Source organism: Propionibacterium sp. oral taxon 192 str. F0372 (assembly GCF_000413315.1).
Taxonomy (GTDB): Bacteria; Actinomycetota; Actinomycetes; order Propionibacteriales; family Propionibacteriaceae; genus Brooklawnia.
Window position 1 is genome coordinate 712,293 of sequence record NZ_KE340297.1, and the last position, 17,255, is coordinate 729,547.

Annotated in this window: 16 protein-coding genes; 8 read left to right on the forward strand and 8 right to left on the reverse strand. The window is 62.0% G+C overall.

Annotation, left to right across the window (positions count from 1 at the left end; translation table 11 throughout):
• Positions 1 to 41: 41 nt before the first annotated feature.
• Positions 42 to 1,646, forward strand: coding sequence for a formate--tetrahydrofolate ligase (locus HMPREF1531_RS03275; protein ID WP_016668477.1), 1,605 nt, complete (start codon positions 42 to 44; stop codon positions 1,644 to 1,646).
• 17 nt (positions 1,647 to 1,663) lie between these two features.
• Here the strand turns inward: HMPREF1531_RS03275 and HMPREF1531_RS03280 are convergent, their stop codons facing one another.
• From HMPREF1531_RS03280 to HMPREF1531_RS03305, 6 genes are all read right to left on the reverse strand, one after another.
• Positions 1,664 to 3,397: a long-chain-fatty-acid--CoA ligase gene (locus HMPREF1531_RS03280; RefSeq protein ID WP_016668478.1), complete on the reverse strand. Its 1,734-nt coding sequence runs from the start codon at positions 3,395 to 3,397 to the stop codon at positions 1,664 to 1,666.
• A 90-nt stretch (positions 3,398 to 3,487) separates the two neighbouring features.
• The gene (locus HMPREF1531_RS03285) at positions 3,488 to 3,790 is read right to left on the reverse strand and encodes a hypothetical protein (RefSeq protein ID WP_016668479.1); all 303 of its coding nucleotides are present in this window, start codon (positions 3,788 to 3,790) and stop codon (positions 3,488 to 3,490) included.
• Positions 3,787 to 4,833 (reverse strand): hypothetical protein, encoded by a 1,047-nt coding sequence (locus tag HMPREF1531_RS03290; RefSeq protein ID WP_156860154.1) that lies wholly within the window; start codon positions 4,831 to 4,833, stop codon positions 3,787 to 3,789. The genes HMPREF1531_RS03285 and HMPREF1531_RS03290 overlap by 4 nt, the downstream gene beginning before the upstream one ends.
• A 129-nt stretch (positions 4,834 to 4,962) precedes the next feature.
• The gene (locus HMPREF1531_RS03295; protein WP_016668481.1) at positions 4,963 to 6,012 is read right to left on the reverse strand and encodes a hypothetical protein; all 1,050 of its coding nucleotides are present in this window, start codon (positions 6,010 to 6,012) and stop codon (positions 4,963 to 4,965) included.
• A 5-nt stretch (positions 6,013 to 6,017) separates the two neighbouring features.
• The gene (locus HMPREF1531_RS03300) at positions 6,018 to 7,211 is read right to left on the reverse strand and encodes a hypothetical protein (RefSeq protein ID WP_016668482.1); all 1,194 of its coding nucleotides are present in this window, start codon (positions 7,209 to 7,211) and stop codon (positions 6,018 to 6,020) included.
• Between the two features lie 3 nt (positions 7,212 to 7,214).
• Positions 7,215 to 7,553 carry a hypothetical protein gene (locus HMPREF1531_RS03305; RefSeq protein ID WP_016668483.1) on the reverse strand — a complete coding sequence of 113 codons (339 nt, stop codon included), beginning with the start codon at positions 7,551 to 7,553 and terminating at the stop codon, positions 7,215 to 7,217.
• A 254-nt stretch (positions 7,554 to 7,807) separates the two neighbouring features.
• Here HMPREF1531_RS03305 and HMPREF1531_RS03310 point away from each other — a divergent pair, with 254 nt between their 5' ends.
• A complete protein-coding gene (locus HMPREF1531_RS03310) occupies positions 7,808 to 8,788 on the forward strand; it encodes a ribose-phosphate diphosphokinase (protein ID WP_016668484.1) in 981 nt (326 codons plus the stop codon).
• Between the two features lie 117 nt (positions 8,789 to 8,905).
• Here the strand turns inward: HMPREF1531_RS03310 and HMPREF1531_RS03315 are convergent, their stop codons facing one another.
• Complete coding sequence (locus HMPREF1531_RS03315) at positions 8,906 to 9,667, reverse strand: PIG-L deacetylase family protein (RefSeq protein ID WP_016668485.1); 762 nt, start codon at positions 9,665 to 9,667, stop codon at positions 8,906 to 8,908.
• Positions 9,668 to 10,112: 445 nt separating this feature from the next.
• Between HMPREF1531_RS03315 and HMPREF1531_RS03320 the strand changes: the two genes are divergently transcribed.
• The 4 genes from HMPREF1531_RS03320 to HMPREF1531_RS03335 all read left to right on the forward strand — a co-directional run bounded on the left by HMPREF1531_RS03320 (position 10,113) and on the right by HMPREF1531_RS03335 (position 13,942).
• Positions 10,113 to 11,162, forward strand: coding sequence for an ADP-ribosylglycohydrolase family protein (locus tag HMPREF1531_RS03320; RefSeq protein WP_036897110.1), 1,050 nt, complete (start codon positions 10,113 to 10,115; stop codon positions 11,160 to 11,162).
• A 128-nt stretch (positions 11,163 to 11,290) separates the two neighbouring features.
• Complete coding sequence (locus HMPREF1531_RS03325) at positions 11,291 to 12,160, forward strand: D-hexose-6-phosphate mutarotase (protein WP_016668488.1); 870 nt, start codon at positions 11,291 to 11,293, stop codon at positions 12,158 to 12,160.
• Between the two features lie 14 nt (positions 12,161 to 12,174).
• Positions 12,175 to 13,335, forward strand: coding sequence for an AAA family ATPase (locus HMPREF1531_RS03330; protein ID WP_016668489.1), 1,161 nt, complete (start codon positions 12,175 to 12,177; stop codon positions 13,333 to 13,335).
• 1 nt (position 13,336) lies between these two features.
• A complete protein-coding gene (locus HMPREF1531_RS03335; RefSeq protein WP_016668490.1) occupies positions 13,337 to 13,942 on the forward strand; it encodes a hypothetical protein in 606 nt (201 codons plus the stop codon).
• 78 nt (positions 13,943 to 14,020) lie between these two features.
• On the opposite strand, the gene HMPREF1531_RS03340 is transcribed toward HMPREF1531_RS03335, so the two are convergent.
• Positions 14,021 to 14,668, reverse strand: a complete 648-nt coding sequence (locus HMPREF1531_RS03340) for an ankyrin repeat domain-containing protein (RefSeq protein ID WP_016668491.1) — start codon at positions 14,666 to 14,668, stop codon at positions 14,021 to 14,023.
• Between the two features lie 176 nt (positions 14,669 to 14,844).
• Between HMPREF1531_RS03340 and HMPREF1531_RS03345 the strand changes: the two genes are divergently transcribed.
• Positions 14,845 to 15,918 carry a branched-chain amino acid aminotransferase gene (locus HMPREF1531_RS03345; RefSeq protein ID WP_016668492.1) on the forward strand — a complete coding sequence of 358 codons (1,074 nt, stop codon included), beginning with the start codon at positions 14,845 to 14,847 and terminating at the stop codon, positions 15,916 to 15,918.
• Between the two features lie 154 nt (positions 15,919 to 16,072).
• Positions 16,073 to 16,930, forward strand: a complete 858-nt coding sequence (locus HMPREF1531_RS03350; protein ID WP_016668493.1) for an aldo/keto reductase — start codon at positions 16,073 to 16,075, stop codon at positions 16,928 to 16,930.
• Positions 16,931 to 17,255 lie beyond the last annotated feature (325 nt).

Here is a 17,255-nt window from a genome sequence, read left to right on the forward strand (position 1 = left end):
GGTAGTGTCGTAGCAGGTGCAGGCCCCCTCCTGGAGCACAGATGCTGACTGACGTTGAGATCGCCACGCAGGCAAAGACCAGACCCATCACCGACATCGCAGCCGACGCCGGATTGCTGCCCACCGAACTCGAACCGTATGGCAAAGACAAGGCGAAGGTGTCGCTGTCAGCGCTGTCCCGGCTCAAGGATTCCCCCGACGGGAAGCTGGTGCTGGTCACCGCCATCACCCCCACCAAGGCCGGTGAGGGCAAGACGACAGTGTGCGTCGGGCTGGCCATGGCCCTCCAGCGCATCGGGCAGCGCTGCATCGTGACGCTGCGGGAGCCGTCACTCGGCCCCTGCTTCGGCATGAAGGGCGGCGCAGCAGGCGGCGGCTATGCGCAGGTGCTGCCCATGGCCGACATCAACCTGCATTTCACCGGCGACTTTCATGCGGTCACCACCGCCCACAACCTGTTGTCGGCGCTCATCGACAACGCCCTCCACCACGGCACCACCGATCTCGACCCGAGGCGGGTGACATGGCGCCGGGTGATGGACATCAACGATCGGGCATTGCGCCAGATCGTCGTCGGTCTGGGCAAACCCACCGATGGGATGCCCCACCAGTCGGGCTTCGATATCACCGTCGCCAGTGAGGTGATGGCCACCCTGTGCCTGGCCAATTCGCTCGGTGAACTAAAGCAGCGGTTGGGCCGCATCGTCGTCGGCCTCACCCATGACCGCCGAGCAGTGACAGTGGCCGACCTGGATGCCCAGGGCGCGATGACTGTTCTGTTGAAAGACGCCATCAAACCAAATCTCGTGCAGACCATCGAGGGAACTCCAGCACTCATCCATGGAGGCCCCTTCGCGAACATCGCGCACGGCACCAACACGGTGCTGGCCACCCGTCTGGGCCTGAAATTGGCGGACTTCACCGTGACGGAGGCGGGTTTCGGCGCAGACCTGGGCGCCGAAAAGTTCTGCAATATTGTCGCCCCGGCCAGCGGTCTGCGACCCGACGTGGCAGTGGTGGTGGCCACTGTCAGGGCGCTGGAGGAGCAGGGGCTGGAGAACCTGACCCAGCACGTCGAGAACCTCAGGGACTTCGGGCTTCCAATCGTGGTGGCGCTCAACCGCTTCCCGAGCGACTCACCCGAGGACGTCCGGAAGATCCTTGACCACTGCGCCATGCTGAACGTCCCCGCAGCCCCCTGTGACGTGTTCACCCGAGGTGGGGCTGGTGGGGAGGATCTAGCTCGTCTCGTCACGGAAGCCGCGAGGACACCGTCGCAGCTGCGGAACACCTACCAGCCCGGGGACTCGCTGCAGACCAAGATCGAGGCGGTCGCCAAGAAGGTGTATCGCGCCGACGGAGTGGACTTCACACCGACGGCCCGCCGCCAATTGCGGGAACTCGCCGACTACGACACGCTGCCTGTGTGCCTGGCGAAAACGCAGTACTCCTTCAGCGACGACCCAACGCTGACAGGTGCGCCACGCGGGTTCCGCATCACGGTGCGGGAACTCGTGGTCAATGCGGGAGCGGGTTTCGTCGTCGCCCTGACCGGCGACATCATGCGTATGCCGGGACTGCCGAGGACTCCCTCCGCCCAGCGCATCGACATATCCGACGACGGGGTGATCACGGGGCTCTCATGACTCAGATCCCCGGGTTCTCAGCCCTCGCGTTCGGTCAGCAGTGTGCGCACCTCACCACGCAGCACCTTGCCCAGCAGGGAGGTGGGCAGCTCGTCGAGGACGACGAACCGGCGTGGCACCTTGTAGGCGGTCAGTGACCGCTTCGCCCAGGCACGCAGCGTCTCATCGTCGGCGACGAAGCCGTCGGTGACCAGGATCGCGGCCACCACCTCTTCGTCACCGCGCTCGGTGGGTATCCCCACCACTGCGGCCTGCACGATATCCGGGTGCTTCACCAGTTCGGCTTCCACCTCGGACGGGGAGACATTGAAACCACCGGTAATGATGATTTCTTTCTTGCGGTCGACGATGGTGGTGAACCCGTCCTCATCGACCGTGACGACGTCCCCGGTGCGCAGCCAGCCGTCGATCAGGGTGTTGCGGGTCTCCTGTTCGTTGTTCCAGTACCCCTGGAACACCTGCGGGCCTTTGAGCAGCAGTTCCCCGGGCTCACCGACCCCGACCTCCTTGGTGGGATCGTCCACGTCGACCACCTTCATCAGCGTCGAGGGGAAGGGAACCCCGATGGTGCCGGGACGTCGCGACGGGAAGAAGGGGTTGCCGAGGGCAACCGGGGAGGCTTCGGTGAGGCCGTAGCCCTCGACGAGCAACCCGGAGGACACCGACTCCCACAGTTCGCGGGTGTGATCGGGCAGGGCTACCGCCCCCGAGATGCACCATCGGGCCGATGCGAGCGATATGCCCTGCCGTCGTGCTTGCTCTGCGGTGCGCTGGTAGAGGGTGGGCACCACGCAGTAGATCGACGGCGGGTTTTTCTTCGCCGCTGCCAGGATCAGTTTGATATCGGGTTTGGGGAATAGCACCTGCCGGGCACGTTTGAGCACCCCGAAGGTGGTGTGCATGGTGACTCCGAAGGAGTGGAACATCGGCAGGGCGGCATAGGAGGTTTCCTTGCCCGGTTCGGCACCGACCATCCACGCCTCACCCTGGCGGGCATTGGCGAAGAGGTTGTAGTGGGTGAGCATCGCGCCTTTGGCGCGACCGGTGGTTCCGGAGGTGTACTGGATGGCGGCTAGGTCGTGCAGGCCCGGTTTGGGGTGGGACGACGCCAGTCGCCGCGAGGAGAGCAGCGACTCCCAGGAGAGGGTCCCCTTGGTGCCTGAGGTGAGCGCGGCGCGCTGCTTGCGGAGCGCGGGAATTGGCAGTGACAAGGCGATGCGTAGTTTTCGCGGAAGGGCCTTGAGTAGGTTCACTGCGACGACGATGCGGGGACGGGAGTATTTCGACATCTCGTCGATGCGGTCGATCACCGAATCCATGGCGATCGCCACCCGGGCGCCGTGGTCTTCGAAGAGTTTCTCTAATTCGGCCGCGGTGTACAGCGGATTGTGCTCGACGACGACGGCACCGAGTCGCACAACGGCATGAAAGGCGACGAGGTGCTGTGGGCAATTGGGCAGCAGGATGGCGACCCGGTCACCGGCGGTCACCCCGAGTCGGCGTAGTCCTTCCGCCGCCCGGGCCACGCGGTCACCGAGCTGCCGATAGGTCATCTCGGCGCCGAAGAATTGGGTGGCTACCTCGGTTCCACCATCGCGGACTGCCTTATCAAGCAGGGCGGTGAGTGGCTCGGTGGGCAGCTCGATGTCGACCGGAACCCCCGGCTGGTAGTTCGTCGTCCACCACGGGGCACCCGATGCGGTGGTACGTCGCCACGGGGGAATCGCCGGGGAGCCGTCCTGTTCTGCCATGGCATCAATTCTCCCATGCACGCCCAGGAGACAACGCAGAGCACCTCGATCGCCGGCCCCACGGGCATTGACGGCAATGGGGTTCCGCACTCACTGTGGGCGCGGCATCCGGGGGAACTCCGCCGCGAGTTGACGAAACTCGTGGAGCCATTCATGGACCTGCTGGTCGGATGCGCGGACCAGGTCGTTGACCTCGTCGAGATTGGCCCGGCTGAGCTGTTGGATGTGGGCGAAACGCTGGGTGAGGACGTCGTTCATCACATGCGCGATGGCGGTTTCCAATTCGGCTTCCCGGTACAGGTAGCCGCTGGCGACCTTCACCTCGGTGACCTCACCGTCTTCAACGGTGACAGTGACCACTCCGCCGGGGCTTTGGTGGATTGTTTCGGTCATGACTGTGGTTTCCATTCTTTCGGGACCGGGCTCCAGAACACCTGAACACCAGTGTGGGCAACAACCTCACGCAACTGGTAGGCCTCCACCGGATTGTTGGAATGCCACTCCACGATCCCACCGGTGCCAGCCTTCTTCACCGCAGCAAGATCGATGTATGCCTTCTCTAAGAAGTGCTGCCTGTAGGAATCCGAAATAGAACCATTCCAGCCAAACGATTTCGGTCGGTAGAGCGCTCTCAGGTAGATAGGTTTCCCGGCCCGCTCCACATACCCGTCAAACCCCACACCATCAACGATCAGCTTCGGGACCGTTCCATCAGGCTGCGGCCCAACCCCGGTAATCCACTGGCTATAAGCAACCTCCTCAGCAGAAGGAGCAGGCAGATGCGCATCCGATCGTTGACTAGGCTCAACACTGACATCAAGCATATGCTTAACAGCAGCCAACGCCTGCGTCTCACACCCCGGCAACGGATCAAGCAACCACCCAGCCCCATGACGAGTCGCGGTCAACACCTCAGGATCCCACTCCCACTGCTTCTCGGTATAGGTAATCCACCCAGCCAACTGACGACTCCCATGGTGATAAGAGATCGTGCGTTCCGGAGCAATCGCCGCCGTCGATGCCCCCCACAACTCCATCATCTCCACCAACAAACCCCGCCACACCCCAAGATCAGTCATCTCGGTGCTCTTCACCGTGACGTCTCCGCCACCAAGATAACCAATATGCAGTTGTGGACCGACAGTGAATATGGTGAACACCACGTCTTCCTCGTAGAGATTCTGGAAACCACGCTCCCACAACCACTCACGCACCGGCTCCGGATCACCCTCAATCATCACCGTGGGCACCAACTCCGGATGAAAGGCATAGTTCTCATCTTCGAAAGGGCTGAGCCCCATTTCCAGACGAGTGATCGTCCCCACCCGATCAACCAACTCAAGCTGCCGATACAACTGCTCCCACTGCCGCTCAAAACCCTCCGCACGATGCGGATAACGCAACCCCAATTCCATAGGCACTTGCTCCTTGCCCACCACCATCACCTCTTCGGAGAATAAAACACAAACACCTTGCCAGCCATCTCATCGGCGAACTGCCCACAAGTCATCACGACACCAAATAATCGGTGACCACTCCGCCGGGGCTTTGGTAGGTTGATTCGGTCATGACTGTGGTTTCCACTCTTTCGGGACCGGACTCCAAAACACCTGAACACCAGTGCGAGCAACAACCTCACGCAACTGGTAGGCCTCCACCGGATCGTTGGAATGCCACTCCACAATCCCACCGGTGCCAGCCTTCTTCACCGCAGCAAGATCGATATACGCCTTCTCCAAGAAATGCTGCCTGTAGGAATCCGAAATAGAACCATTCCAGCCAAACGATTTCGGTCGGTAGAGCGCTCTCAGGTAAATCGGTTTCCCGGCCCGCTCCACATACCCATCAAACCCCACACCATCAACAACCAATTTCGGGACCGTTCCATCAGGCTGCGGCCCAACCCCGGTAATCCACTGGCTATAAGCAACCTCCTCAGCAGAAGGAGCAGGCAAATGCGCATCCGATCGTTGACTAGGCTCAACACTGACATCAAGCATATGCTTAACAGCAGCCAACGCCTGCGTCTCACACCCCGGCAACGGATCAAGCAACCACCCAGCCCCATACCGACTCACAGTCAACACCTCAGGATCCCACTCCCACTGCTTCTCGGTATAGGTAATCCACCCAGCCAACTGATGACTACTAGGCTGGGACCAGATCGTGCGTTCCGGAGCAATCGCCGCCGTCGACACCCCCCACAACTCCATCATCTCCACCAACAAACCCCGCCACACCCCAAGATCCATCACCTCGGAACTGCGCACACGAACATGTGGACCCCACGCGTCAATGCCGATTTCCAGCTGAGGACCAATGGTGAATATACCGAGTAGGGTGTCTTCCTCGTAGAGATTCTGGAAACCACGCTCCCGCAACCACTCACGCACCGGCTCCGGATCACCCTCAATCATCACCCTGGGCACCAACTCCGGATGAAAGGCATAATTCTCATCCTCAAAAGGGAGAACAGCCATCTCCAAACGAGTGATCGTCCCCACCCGATCAACCAACTCAAGCTGCCGATACAACTGCTCCCACTGCCGCTCAAACCCCTCCGCACGACGCGGATAACGCAAATGCAGCACCATCGGCACTGATTCCCTAACCACTACGATCACCTCTTCGGAGAATAAAACACAAACACCTTGCCAGCGGTGTCATTATCGGCAGCGAAGCATTTGCGCATGGCCTCGGCTGCCTGGGGATCGGAGAAATGCCATTCCAGCACCGCCCCGGGAGAACTCTTCTCGATCGCATCAAGCTGTCGTTTCGCCTCGTCGAGAAGTCGCCCACGCGCCCATCCTCCCACGGGAGAATCCGACGACGCGGTGCAGGCATAGCCATCCTTGGCGTCGATGAAGGCGTTAAACGAACCAGGAGCACGATCCCCCGTAGGCGTCAAACCATCCAACCGGACATCACGCTCCTCACCCTGCTTCTCGCGCTGGATGACGATCTCCAGGGCCTTGCCGCCGGGACCGGGATGTTTCACCCCGGTGGCGTACTCCTGGTATGCCTGCCCGGCGGCCCCGTACCCCATGCCGACCGCCTGCCACACCCCACCGCCCTCGTGCTGGCCCTCATGCGGTTGAGTAGTGCGCCCGGGAGGATTCCCGGGCAGCCACTCGGCGTGGTCCTGGTACGGGGATTCACTCTTGACGAGTTTCTTGCGGTAGTCCAGGTCCGGGTCGATGCCCTCGGGTATCTCCAGCTGGCCGCTTTCCCGTCGCTTGTCCATCTCCCGACCCTGCAACAGGGGAATCATCACCTCGGTGTAGGAGGTGATCGCTTCGGCCAGCGTCTCGTCCACCTGCCCCAATGCCTCGGTGGCCGATTCGAGTACCTGCTCCACCTCGGCAGCGAACCGGCGAGTCAGCTCGGCGACCTCGGCGAGCACCGCAGCTGCCTTCGGCTCACCCGCCTGGGCAGCCATGATGGCCATCTTCTGGGCGAAGAAACCAGCAAGCACAGCAATGATCCGGAGCTTCGTGCCCAGCACGATCACCGAGGCCACACCATAGTTAGCGGCGAGGATATTCGCCCCGGTCGAGGCCACCTGGTGGTGGCTTCCGGCCAGCTTAGTGAGCCGGGAGTAGAACAACTTGACCTGGTCGATTCCCGGGCCACGATTGGCCGCCAGCAGCCAATCGACCTCGGCAACCACCGACACCTGACCGCACGACGTCTGCGTCGCGAAGCGACGGAATCCTTCGGCTAGTTCCCTCAGCCCCGATTCATCGGTGTCTGGCCATTCGGCCCCCAGATCGGCAAGCAGCGGGCGCAGGAAATCCGGGCACGGTATTCCCATGGCTCAGCACATTCCGAGATCGGCGACGGCCGAAAAGATGCGTCCCACTGCGTCCAGATTCCGCTGCTCAAGTTCCTCATAGGCATCGGCCAGCTCGCCCAAGCCGACCCCGAAATCCTCGGTGGCCTGGGCGACCTCCATGAAATACTCCAGGCTCACCGCGGTGGTCCTGGCATGCATCCGCTGCAGCACCTGCCCGAGGCGGTCGGTGCCCAGGCACGTCGGAGAACTCACCTTCTGCGACAATTCGTTGACCGCCGCGACCATGTCCTGACCGTGCATGTACACCGATGAACCGGTCTTGCGGATCTGTTCGGGATTCACTTCGAGGGAGAAGTTCATGATGATCACCTCTCGATCTGTCGGGGGAATAGATGAAAAGGCTGAATAGCAGCTTACAACGCCCCGGGCCTGCGCGCACGGGTCGATCTTCTGGAATCGTGAACGGCTGCCACCACACGAAGAGGACGAACTGCCCCGGCGGCACCCCGGCACGATGGCCATGCGGCGCGCGCAACCAGCAAGATCAGACCCGCGCAACTAGGATTGTCACGTCACCCGTCGGCGAAAAGGTCCCACGAAAGGGAATATCCATAGTGAAGGACATCGTCGTCTTCTCCGGTTCAGCCCATCCCACTCTCGCGCACCAGATCTGCGACCGGCTCGGGACGAGACTCTGCCCAACTCGCATCTCCCGGTTCTCCAACGACTGCCTACAGGCTCAGCTGACGGTCAACGTGCGCCAGCGCGACGTCTACATCATCCAGCCCCTGGTTCCCCCGACCCAGGAGAACCTGATGGAACTGCTGCTGATGATCGACGCAGCCCGCGGCGCATCCGCCGCGCAGATCACCGCAGTGATGCCGCACTACGCCTACGCCCGCTCCGACAAGAAGGACGCCTCACGCATCTCCTTGGGCGGTCGGCTCGTCGCCGACATGCTGGTCAGCGCCGGGGCATCGCGGGTGCTGACGATGGCCCTCCACTCACCGCAAGTGCAGGGCTTCTTCCGCTGCCCCACCGACCAGCTGACCGCTCTCGGGGCGCTGGCCGAACACTTCCGGGGAACCGACCTGTCGAACACCGTCGTCGTCTCCCCCGACCTGGGCAACGCCAAGAACGCCACTCAGTTCGCCCGGCTGCTGGGGATCCAGATGGCCGCCGGTTCCAAGCGTCGTCTCGCCGACGACAAGGTGATTGTCGATTCCATCGTCGGCGACGTGACCGGCAAACGGGCGATCGTGCTGGACGATGAGATCGCCACCGGCGGATCCATCGTCGAAATCTGCAACCGCCTGAAGGATTTCGGTGCCCTCTGCGCCTCGGTGGCCTGCACCCACGGCTTGTTCACGGGCCAGGCCGTCGAGAAACTGCGGGCCTGCGAGTTCATCACCGACGTCGCATCCACCGACACCGTGCCTGCACCGAAGAACTTCCCGGAACTGACGACGATCTCGGTGGCTCCCTTGTTCGCCGAGGCCATCGAACGGATTCACCACGGGCGCTCGGTATCCAAGATGTTCGAGGACGTCGACCCGGTCTTCGCCCCACCTAAACCGGTCGATGGACTGTTCTGAATCGGCGACCAGGTGCGCGTGCAGGACGACCGGCTGCGCGTGCGGACCAGCGCGCGAACTCCGCAAGGTGTCGGCGGTGCCCGTGCCGTGTGGGCCTGCCGGGCCGGGAAGTCTTTGCTAGGTGATCCAGCGACGCATGCCCAGGTGCAGCGGCAGGGCGGTGAGGTGCCCGTTGACCCGGGACAAGAAGTCACCTTCGACCTGGAGCTGGGAACGGTAGCAGTTCAGCGCCCGGATGACCGGTTCGCGCTGGGCGGGGAAATCGAACCAGGTGAACGACGGATCGGTCCCCTTGCGCACGACCTCCACCAAGGGAAGGCCGGTGCGTTCGGCGGCCATGATGGACAACTGGTGGGCGGTGATGTGATCGGGATGCCCCTCGCCGGGAATCGAATGGTAAGAGACAAGTACGGATGGGCTCGCCCGCTCGACGAGAGCCAGTAGATCGTCCAGCATGTCATCCATCGAGGAATTGCTGAACGAGACCGGATTGGTGGGGTCGATCGGCACGTAGCCGCCGTTGGTCGCCCGCATCCCCGAATCGACGTAGTAGCGCGGGGTGTAGCCATTGGCCCGGGCAGGAGCGGTACCGAGGTAATCGTGTTCGGCGACACCCAGTTCCGCCAGAGCGCGGGTCAACTCCGAGTTGCGCACCCGCACCAGATCCTCACGTTGAACGGTTGCCGGCAGCACCCCGGGCATCGATTCACCGAGTTCACCGCGGGTGCAGGTCAACACGTGGGTGCTCACCTCGGCGTCGTGCAGCCATGCCAGCAGGCCGCCGGTCTGGATCGTCTCGTCGTCGGGGTGCGCGGTGATGAACAGGGGGAAAACCGGACGGTCAGGTTCCACCGAAAGGATATCGAGAGGCGTGGTCATCTGGATGAGCCTCCTGGTCACTGCACACGGGACCCTCCCGCGGCTGCCGAGGAACATTATGCGTGCAGTCGATCATGACCGCATACCGAAGCGCCCTCTCGTAGGCAACCTCGACGTCACAAGTCTCTCTCGCCCGCGCCAGATCCGGGCCGATACCCGGCAATTGATCTCCCAACTTTTCCTGATCTTGATCGTGGTCTGGTGATGCTGGCCGCCTTGGCATTGGGCCTGCAAGATCACGGCTTTGCGGTGGTGATGCTGGATGCCGAGGTGGTGATCGCAGTGCCGATACGTTCCAGCAGATGTTGTGGAGCAGTAGCCAACCCGGGTGAGGAGCATTCATCCGAGGACCGGGACCTTCCGGCAGATGGATGCGAGACCAAGGCATCGGGGAGGGTCAAAGACCTCCCGGCTCCTTCACCGGCCCCTTCTATAGCCTTGTGCCATGGGCGAGGTACTGAACATGGAGCAGATGGACCGGGCGGAAGGGGCCATCCTCGGCCAGGCTGTCGGTGACATGCTGGGAGTGCCTTTCGAATTCGCGAACCACACCTTCACATCCTTGGAAGGGGCGGAACTCAAGGGTGGGGGTCTCGGCAACTACGCACCGGGAGAGTGGAGCGACGATACCCAGATGATGCTCTATATCGCCCGGGTTTCGGCAAACGGATCCGATCTGACAAGCGGTGATTGTCTCGACCAGATCGCTGCCGGGTTCCTGTCGTGGTATACCGACGGGGTCTTCACCGACATCGGCAACCAGACCCGGGTCCTACTCGCCGAGTTGGCGGGTGATGACGGGCTGCCCGGCCTGTCGGCACGAATGCGACAGGCTGCCTTTGATCTGCATGCCCGCACCGGGCGCACGGCCGGTAATGGCGCACTGATGCGCAACGCCATCATCGGGCTGACCCGGCTCGGCGATCCCTTGGCAACGGCGGCTTCCGCCCGCGCGGTGGCGGAATTGACCCATGCCGATCCGCTGGCAGCAGAATCGTGCATCATTCACGCCGAGATCATCCGGCGATCAGTTCTGGGCCGGGGCTGGGTGATCGAAGATATCGTCGATCTGCTTGCGGAAGACCGACGTGGGTTCTGGATCGAGGCGCTAGCCATGGGAGACGAATCCGTCTCGTCGAGCCGGGAACGGTTCCTCGCATCCCCAACAAACCCGGATGACGGATTCACCGTCATCACCTTGACCAAGGCACTCGTCGCCCTGGCCCACGGACTTCGCAGCCAAACGCCGATGACGACGACGATCTCAACGGCGATCGCCATGAGCAATGACACCGACACGGTCGCAGCGGTAGCCGGTTCACTGGTCGGCGCACATCTGGGCGCGAGCGCAATCGCCACCAACTGGGTGGCCGCGCTCAACGGGTTGCCGGTGGACCCGGCCACCGGGGCACGCCTCACGGCCGATGACCTGCGCACACTGGCAAGAGCGACTGCGGTCAACGGGCTGGCCGACAGTCGAACTTCGGATCACTGACACACCCGGTTTCCCTAGGTAGGGGACGCCCTACCTGATGATGCCGTCGCCCACGCCAGCTTTGGGCCGATCCCAGGCGATTGACCGCCCGATGTTTCCTGATCTTGATCAGGGTCTAGCGTTGGTGCATGGACATCGAACTCCCCGACGGAATCGTGGCCGTAGAGTCACCGCTGCCAGGCCTCAGAATCGACACCCCCACAGCGAAGGGCACCATCTGCTTCAATGGCGGGCAGGTGTTGTCCTGGCAACCCGCGGGACACGAACCGGTCTTGTGGTCCTCCGTGCACTCCCGTTTCGCACCAGGTTCCCCGATCCGCGGCGGGATCCCCCTGGTGTGGCCATATTTCGGCAACGGCGCCGAGGCGACCCGCACCCCGCAGCATGGTTTCGCGCGCACCAGCCAGTGGTCACTGCGCGACGCGACCGTCACACCGGGCGGCACGGCGACGATCACCTTGTGTCTGAACACCTCGTCGGTGCCCACCGAGACCCGCGGTGGCCTTCCCGACGACGTCGAGCTGATGCTCCAGGTGGTGATGGATGCCACCTTGCAGGTGCAGCTCATCGTTCAGGCAGGTGCCTCAGAGATCACCTTCGAGGAGGGGCTGCACACCTACTTCGCGGTCGGCGATATCACGAAGACTTCGATCACCGGGCTTGATCAATCCGCCTACGAGGATCGTCTCGATGGGCGTTGTCACACTCAGCATGGCGCCGTGACGTTCACCGCGCAGACCGATCGCATCCATGATTCCGCCGAGCCGGTGTGCATCGTCGACGAGACTGCCGGGCGCACAATCCAGGTGACCAAGGTCGGCTCCGCCCAGACGGTGGTTTGGAACCCATGGATCGAGAAATCCCAGGCCATGACCGATTTCGGCGACGACGAGTGGCGGCAGATGGTGTGTGTCGAGGCAGTCAATGTGCGTGACCGGACCGTGCGCCTGGCCGCAGGCAAGCGGCACCTGATGTCGCAGACGATCGAGGTTATCTGAGGAAGGATTCAGCCATGAAGATTTCCCACGTCCATGTGGAGAATTGGCGCAACTTCAACAGCATTGATTTCCCGTTGGCAGATCGCCTGTTCATCGTGGGCCCCAATGCCTCGGGCAAGTCGAATCTCCTGGACGTGTTGCGTTTCATGGCCGACGTGTCCGCCATCGGGCTCTCCCAGGCACTCGCCAGGCGCGGTGGTTTGAACCGCGTCCGCAGCCTGTTCGCCCGTAACCGGGGTCATGGACAGGTGACCATCGACCTGGAATTCAAAGATGGGCAGGATAGGTGGCGTTACCTCCTGTCCCTCAGACCTGAACCCACAGGACATCACCGTCCCCTGGTGGCCAGGGAAATCGTGGAGCACAATGGAACTCATCTTTTGGATCGTCCGGATCACCAGGATGAAAAGGATGGAGAGCGGCTCACCCAGACCTACTTAGAGCAGATCAACGCCAACCAAGATTTCCGGGACATCGCCGATCACTTCAAAAACATCCAGTATTTCCACCTGGTGCCACAGGTGATCAGAGATGCCGCGAACCGCAGCAGCCCCGAACCGAACGACCCCTACGGTGGAGATTTCATCGCCCAGATGAACACCACGCCCAAAAGAACGCGCGATGCGTGGCTTCGCCGTATCCAAAATGCTCTCCAGGCGGCAGTGCCAGAGTTCGAATCCCTCACCATCGAGGTGGACAAGGCAGGCCGCCCGCACCTCAAGGCCGGTTACCGCAACTGGCGGGCGAACCCGACCGGTCAGTACGAGACCGAGTTCTCCGACGGCACATTGCGTCTCATCGGATTGCTGTGGACCATCGTGAAGGCCCCGAGGACCACCGCCGCGATCCTGCTGGAGGAACCGGAACTCTCCCTGCATTCGTCGGTGGTTTCCCTGTTGCCCTCGCTGTTCGCCCGCACTCAGCGATCCACGGACATGCAGATCATCTTGTCCTCCCATGCCCCCGAGATCATCAACGACGAAGGGATCGACCCGGAGGAAATCCTGGTCTTGAGGGTGACAAAGGAAGGTACAACCGCCGAACTACTTTCGTCGATTACCGAGGTCAGTACGGATATAGAAGACGGAATCTTGTCGCGGGCAGAGGTGGTCTCCGGGCTCATCACCCCACCGGATGTGGAGGCCATGCTCCGGGTGGCCGAGGAGCATTCCTGAGATGAGTCCCCGATACGTCCGGATCGCCGTCGAGGGGAAGGCCGACACGGGGATCGCCCAAAAACTGCTCGACCATGCGGACCTCAGAATCACCGGGCAGATCATCGTCCGGCATGGAACAGGGAATCTGGACAAACTGATCGCGGCCTGTTCGAAGACCGCGAAGGCGTCCAGTCCTTGGGTGGTCCTGCGTGATTGCGACAGCGCATGCCCGGTTGAGTTGCGTGAACGGTTGCTTGGCCCAAGCCCGGCCAACCCCCATTTCGTGCTTCGCCTGGCCACGTCGATGTCCGAGGCCTGGCTGTTGGCCGACCACGAGGGTTTCTCCCGCTACTTCAGTGTCCAGATCGGAAGATTGCCCGATGCCCCCGACGAGGAACCCCACGCCAAGAGATCCCTGCTCCACCTGGTGGAGTCGTCGCGCAACAAGCGCATGCAGTCAGACGTGGTGGGTCAGCATGGTCGCCCGGGAAAGTTGTACGTGGACCGCATCAACGAATTCGCTCAGAAGTATTGGGATATTGACCGGGCTGCGACGAGAAGCCCGAGCCTGAAAAGTGCACTCATACGCCTGTCCGAGCTACGTGAGCGGCTACCCGAGCCGTGAATGGTGCCTTGTGTTCAACGCGCCCGTTGGGCACTCGTCTACGGGTTTCACTTGCGCGATACCGCTGAGCGCACCCGCTCAGTCCTGACCCGCGATCAGTGAGCGTCCTTCCTTGTTGCGCGGCGGATCGACCGAACCCCGCCAACCAACGAGAAGCCGACCGAAGTCGTCGACCCACACCTTGGTGCCCGCGGAGATCTCCACAACAACGCCCCCGTAGTAGACCCGGTCGAAGCATGGAACCGTCCACCTGACGGCTTGATCCCAGGCGGCACTTGAGGGCAGACAGCAGGCATCGAGAGGAGGTGCCCAGGGCCCCACGGCATACTCCGCAGCTTCGCTGAGCAAACCACAGATTTCATCGTGCCCCACCATCTTGGCGATATCGATGGCACTCCTGCCCTCCGCATCCTCGGCATCGATCTTCGCTCCCCATCGGATAAGCACACGACAAGCTGTTTCGTTGTTACCCAGGGCCGCCTGGTGCAGGAACGACCATTTCAGCGACGGCTCCGCGGCATGCGCGCAGCGCCGGGCCAGCATCTCATGGGCGTTCCAGGCGGCAAGAACTCTGTCCCACTCACCTTCCACCGACAAAGCGTGGGCAACCCTCACCGCTGTGCCATAGAGAAAATCCTCAGCAAGGGGTGTCGATTTCAACTGAGGGCCGAGCATCTGCATGCCCACTAAGATCTGGACGAGGTTCTCCAGATTGTCTTCTCCCATGACTCAAATCTAGCTGCTGTACCCAGCGACTGACCGAATTGGGTGTGTCTATCCTCGGTCGGGTGCCGCACGGTCACGACATTGCTCACAGGAGGCACATACGGCGCGTAAGCGGCCATAAACCCAGCAAAAGAGACGGCAGAACCTGACTCACAAGCCGGATCTAGACTTCCTGCATGGCCCTTTTCATCGCTGGAAATACCCCACGCACCCCACACCGCGAGATCGCCGAGGCCCTCAAGGATCCCGGCTTCGGACGGTGGTTCACCGACGACATGGCCCGGGCCGATTGGAGTCCGGAGCAGGGCTGGCACGGGTTCGTACTGGCGCCCACCGGGGCTATCCCGATGCACCCAGGACTGGCGGCGTTGCACTACGGGCAGGAGATCTTCGAGGGACTCAAGGCCTACCGGCACCCAGATTCCTCGGTGTGGTTATTCCGTCCCGGGATGAATGCCGCCCGCTTCGCCCGCTCCGCCACACGTATGGCGATGCCGCCGCTGCCCGAGGAGGTATTCATCGACTCGGTGGTCGAATTGGTCGCCCATAACCTGGCATGGGTACCCGAGCCCACCGGCGGAGCGTCGATGTATCTGCGTCCGTTCATGTTCGGTTCCGAGACCCTGATCGGGGTGCGCGCCGCGAATGCCTATACCTACATCGTCCTGGGTATGCCGGTCATGCCCTTCTACCCGGATCCGCTGAGGCTGTGGATCACCCCCAACTACTCGCGGTCAATGGCTGGGGGCACCGGTGAAGCCAAATGCGGCGGCAATTACGCCACCGCATTGATCGCCGAAAACCAAGCACACGACATGGGTTGCCAACAGGTACTGTGGCTCGATTCCGCCACCCGCAGCCTGGTCGAGGAGGGTGGCACGATGAACTTCTTCGCCGTCACCGCCGACGGTGAACTGCTCACCCCAGCGCTCAACGGTCAGATCCTCGCCGGAGTCACCCGGGATTCGCTACTCGCCCTCGCCCCGCATCACGACCTCACCCCGGTGGAACGCGAGCTCACCCTTGACGAGTTGCTCGACGGCATCGCCTCGGGGCGGATCACCGAAACCTTCGCCTGCGGCACCGCTGCGGTGATCTCCCCGGTCGTCGGCCTCAGATCACCCGATGTCGAGATCACCGTCGGCGACGGCACTCCCGGGGCGACGACCCGTGCCCTGCGCGAGCACCTCACCGGAATCCAGTTCGGCACGCGCGACGACATCTTTCACTGGATGCACCGGGTGGGCTGAGAAAAACGAACCACCCACAAAACAGCAATACTCCTTGTCCTCACCTTAAAACTGATTGGTTCCCAGTCGATGTCACCGATATTTCCGGATCGAGCTGTGGTGTTGCGGTGATCGTCGAGCAATGATGGAGACCATCCCGAACCAAGGAGCCATCATGACCGCAGTGCAGTCTGTCACATTGAGCAATTCCGTCGAAATGCCGCTGGAAGGTTTCGGCGTCTTCCAGGTTCCCGATCTGGCCGAGTGCCAGCAGGCCACCGAGTGGGCGTTGGAGGCCGGGTACCGGTTGATCGACACCGCCGCCGTCTACGGCAACGAGGAGGCCGTCGGTGCGGCGTTGAAGGCGGTCGGCCTGCCGCGTGACGAGATCTTCGTCACCACCAAACTGTGGGTACAAGACATGGGCCAAGAATCCGGGAAACGGGCCTTCGCGACATCACTTGCCAAGCTGGGGTTGGACCATCTCGATCTCTATCTCATCCACCAGCCCTTCAACGACTACTACGGAGCCTGGCGCGCCCTGGAAGAGTTGTACGACCAGGGCGCGGTGCGGGCGATCGGGGTATCGAATTTCTACCCCGACCGCTTGGTCGATCTCGCACTCAATTCACGGATCACCCCGATGGTCAACCAGGTCGAGTGCCATCCCTTCCACCAGCAGACCCAGGCCATGGCAACGATGGCCGAACTCGGCGTGCACACCCAGGCCTGGGGCCCCTTCGCCGAGGGCCAGAACGGTATTTTCACTAATCCGGTGCTCACCGATATCGGGGCGGCCCATGGCAAGTCTGCTGCCCAGGTGGCGTTGCGGTGGAACACCCAGCGCGGGGTGTCGGTGCTGCCGAAATCGGTGCACCGGGAGCGGATCGAGGCCAATCTCGACGTCTGGGATTTCGAGTTGAACGACCAGGAGATGACCTCCATCGCAGGCCTCGACGGCCAGCTACGAATCGCCGATCACCACGCCGTGGAAATGGTGCGGCGCATCAACGGAATCCGCATCCACGACTGACAAATGGGTGTCTGCTGCTGAATGATCAGACCAGTCGGGTGCCCCGTGCCAGCCGCGCGGGGCACCCGACTCGTTGTCAAGGTGAGGGCGCCATCAGCAGCGTGAGAACGTCCCTTCCGGAGCGTGACGACCGGCGAACAGCGAAAAACTCACGTGCTGCGCATCGGGGACGAACAGCATGTACAGATCAATTCAGGCCAATTCCAGCGCCACCGTTTGCAATACTCACATCGCCATCGACATTTGTGGCGCTCCATCTCCACACGATTCGTGAAGACGAACAGTCACGGTTTCAGTATGGGGGCTCATCGCATGTGTTTTCCAA

What these genes read in the sequence shown, in the direction of transcription:
- HMPREF1531_RS03350 (WP_016668493.1), top strand. Translation starts at nt 16,073, where the DNA reads ATGACCGCAGTGCAGTCTGTCACATTGAGCAATTCCGTCGAAATGCCG.
- HMPREF1531_RS03315 (WP_016668485.1), bottom strand. Translation starts at nt 9,667, where the DNA reads ATGACCACGCCTCTCGATATCCTTTCGGTGGAACCTGACCGTCCGGTT.
- HMPREF1531_RS03325 (WP_016668488.1), top strand. Translation starts at nt 11,291, where the DNA reads ATGGACATCGAACTCCCCGACGGAATCGTGGCCGTAGAGTCACCGCTG.
- HMPREF1531_RS03280 (WP_016668478.1), bottom strand. Translation starts at nt 3,397, where the DNA reads ATGGCAGAACAGGACGGCTCCCCGGCGATTCCCCCGTGGCGACGTACC.
- HMPREF1531_RS03320 (WP_036897110.1), top strand. Translation starts at nt 10,113, where the DNA reads ATGGGCGAGGTACTGAACATGGAGCAGATGGACCGGGCGGAAGGGGCC.
- HMPREF1531_RS03330 (WP_016668489.1), top strand. Translation starts at nt 12,175, where the DNA reads ATGAAGATTTCCCACGTCCATGTGGAGAATTGGCGCAACTTCAACAGC.
- HMPREF1531_RS03285 (WP_016668479.1), bottom strand. Translation starts at nt 3,790, where the DNA reads ATGACCGAAACAATCCACCAAAGCCCCGGCGGAGTGGTCACTGTCACC.
- HMPREF1531_RS03300 (WP_016668482.1), bottom strand. Translation starts at nt 7,211, where the DNA reads ATGGGAATACCGTGCCCGGATTTCCTGCGCCCGCTGCTTGCCGATCTG.
- HMPREF1531_RS03340 (WP_016668491.1), bottom strand. Translation starts at nt 14,668, where the DNA reads ATGGGAGAAGACAATCTGGAGAACCTCGTCCAGATCTTAGTGGGCATG.
- HMPREF1531_RS03345 (WP_016668492.1), top strand. Translation starts at nt 14,845, where the DNA reads ATGGCCCTTTTCATCGCTGGAAATACCCCACGCACCCCACACCGCGAG.
- HMPREF1531_RS03275 (WP_016668477.1), top strand. Translation starts at nt 42, where the DNA reads ATGCTGACTGACGTTGAGATCGCCACGCAGGCAAAGACCAGACCCATC.
- HMPREF1531_RS03305 (WP_016668483.1), bottom strand. Translation starts at nt 7,553, where the DNA reads ATGAACTTCTCCCTCGAAGTGAATCCCGAACAGATCCGCAAGACCGGT.
- HMPREF1531_RS03335 (WP_016668490.1), top strand. Translation starts at nt 13,337, where the DNA reads ATGAGTCCCCGATACGTCCGGATCGCCGTCGAGGGGAAGGCCGACACG.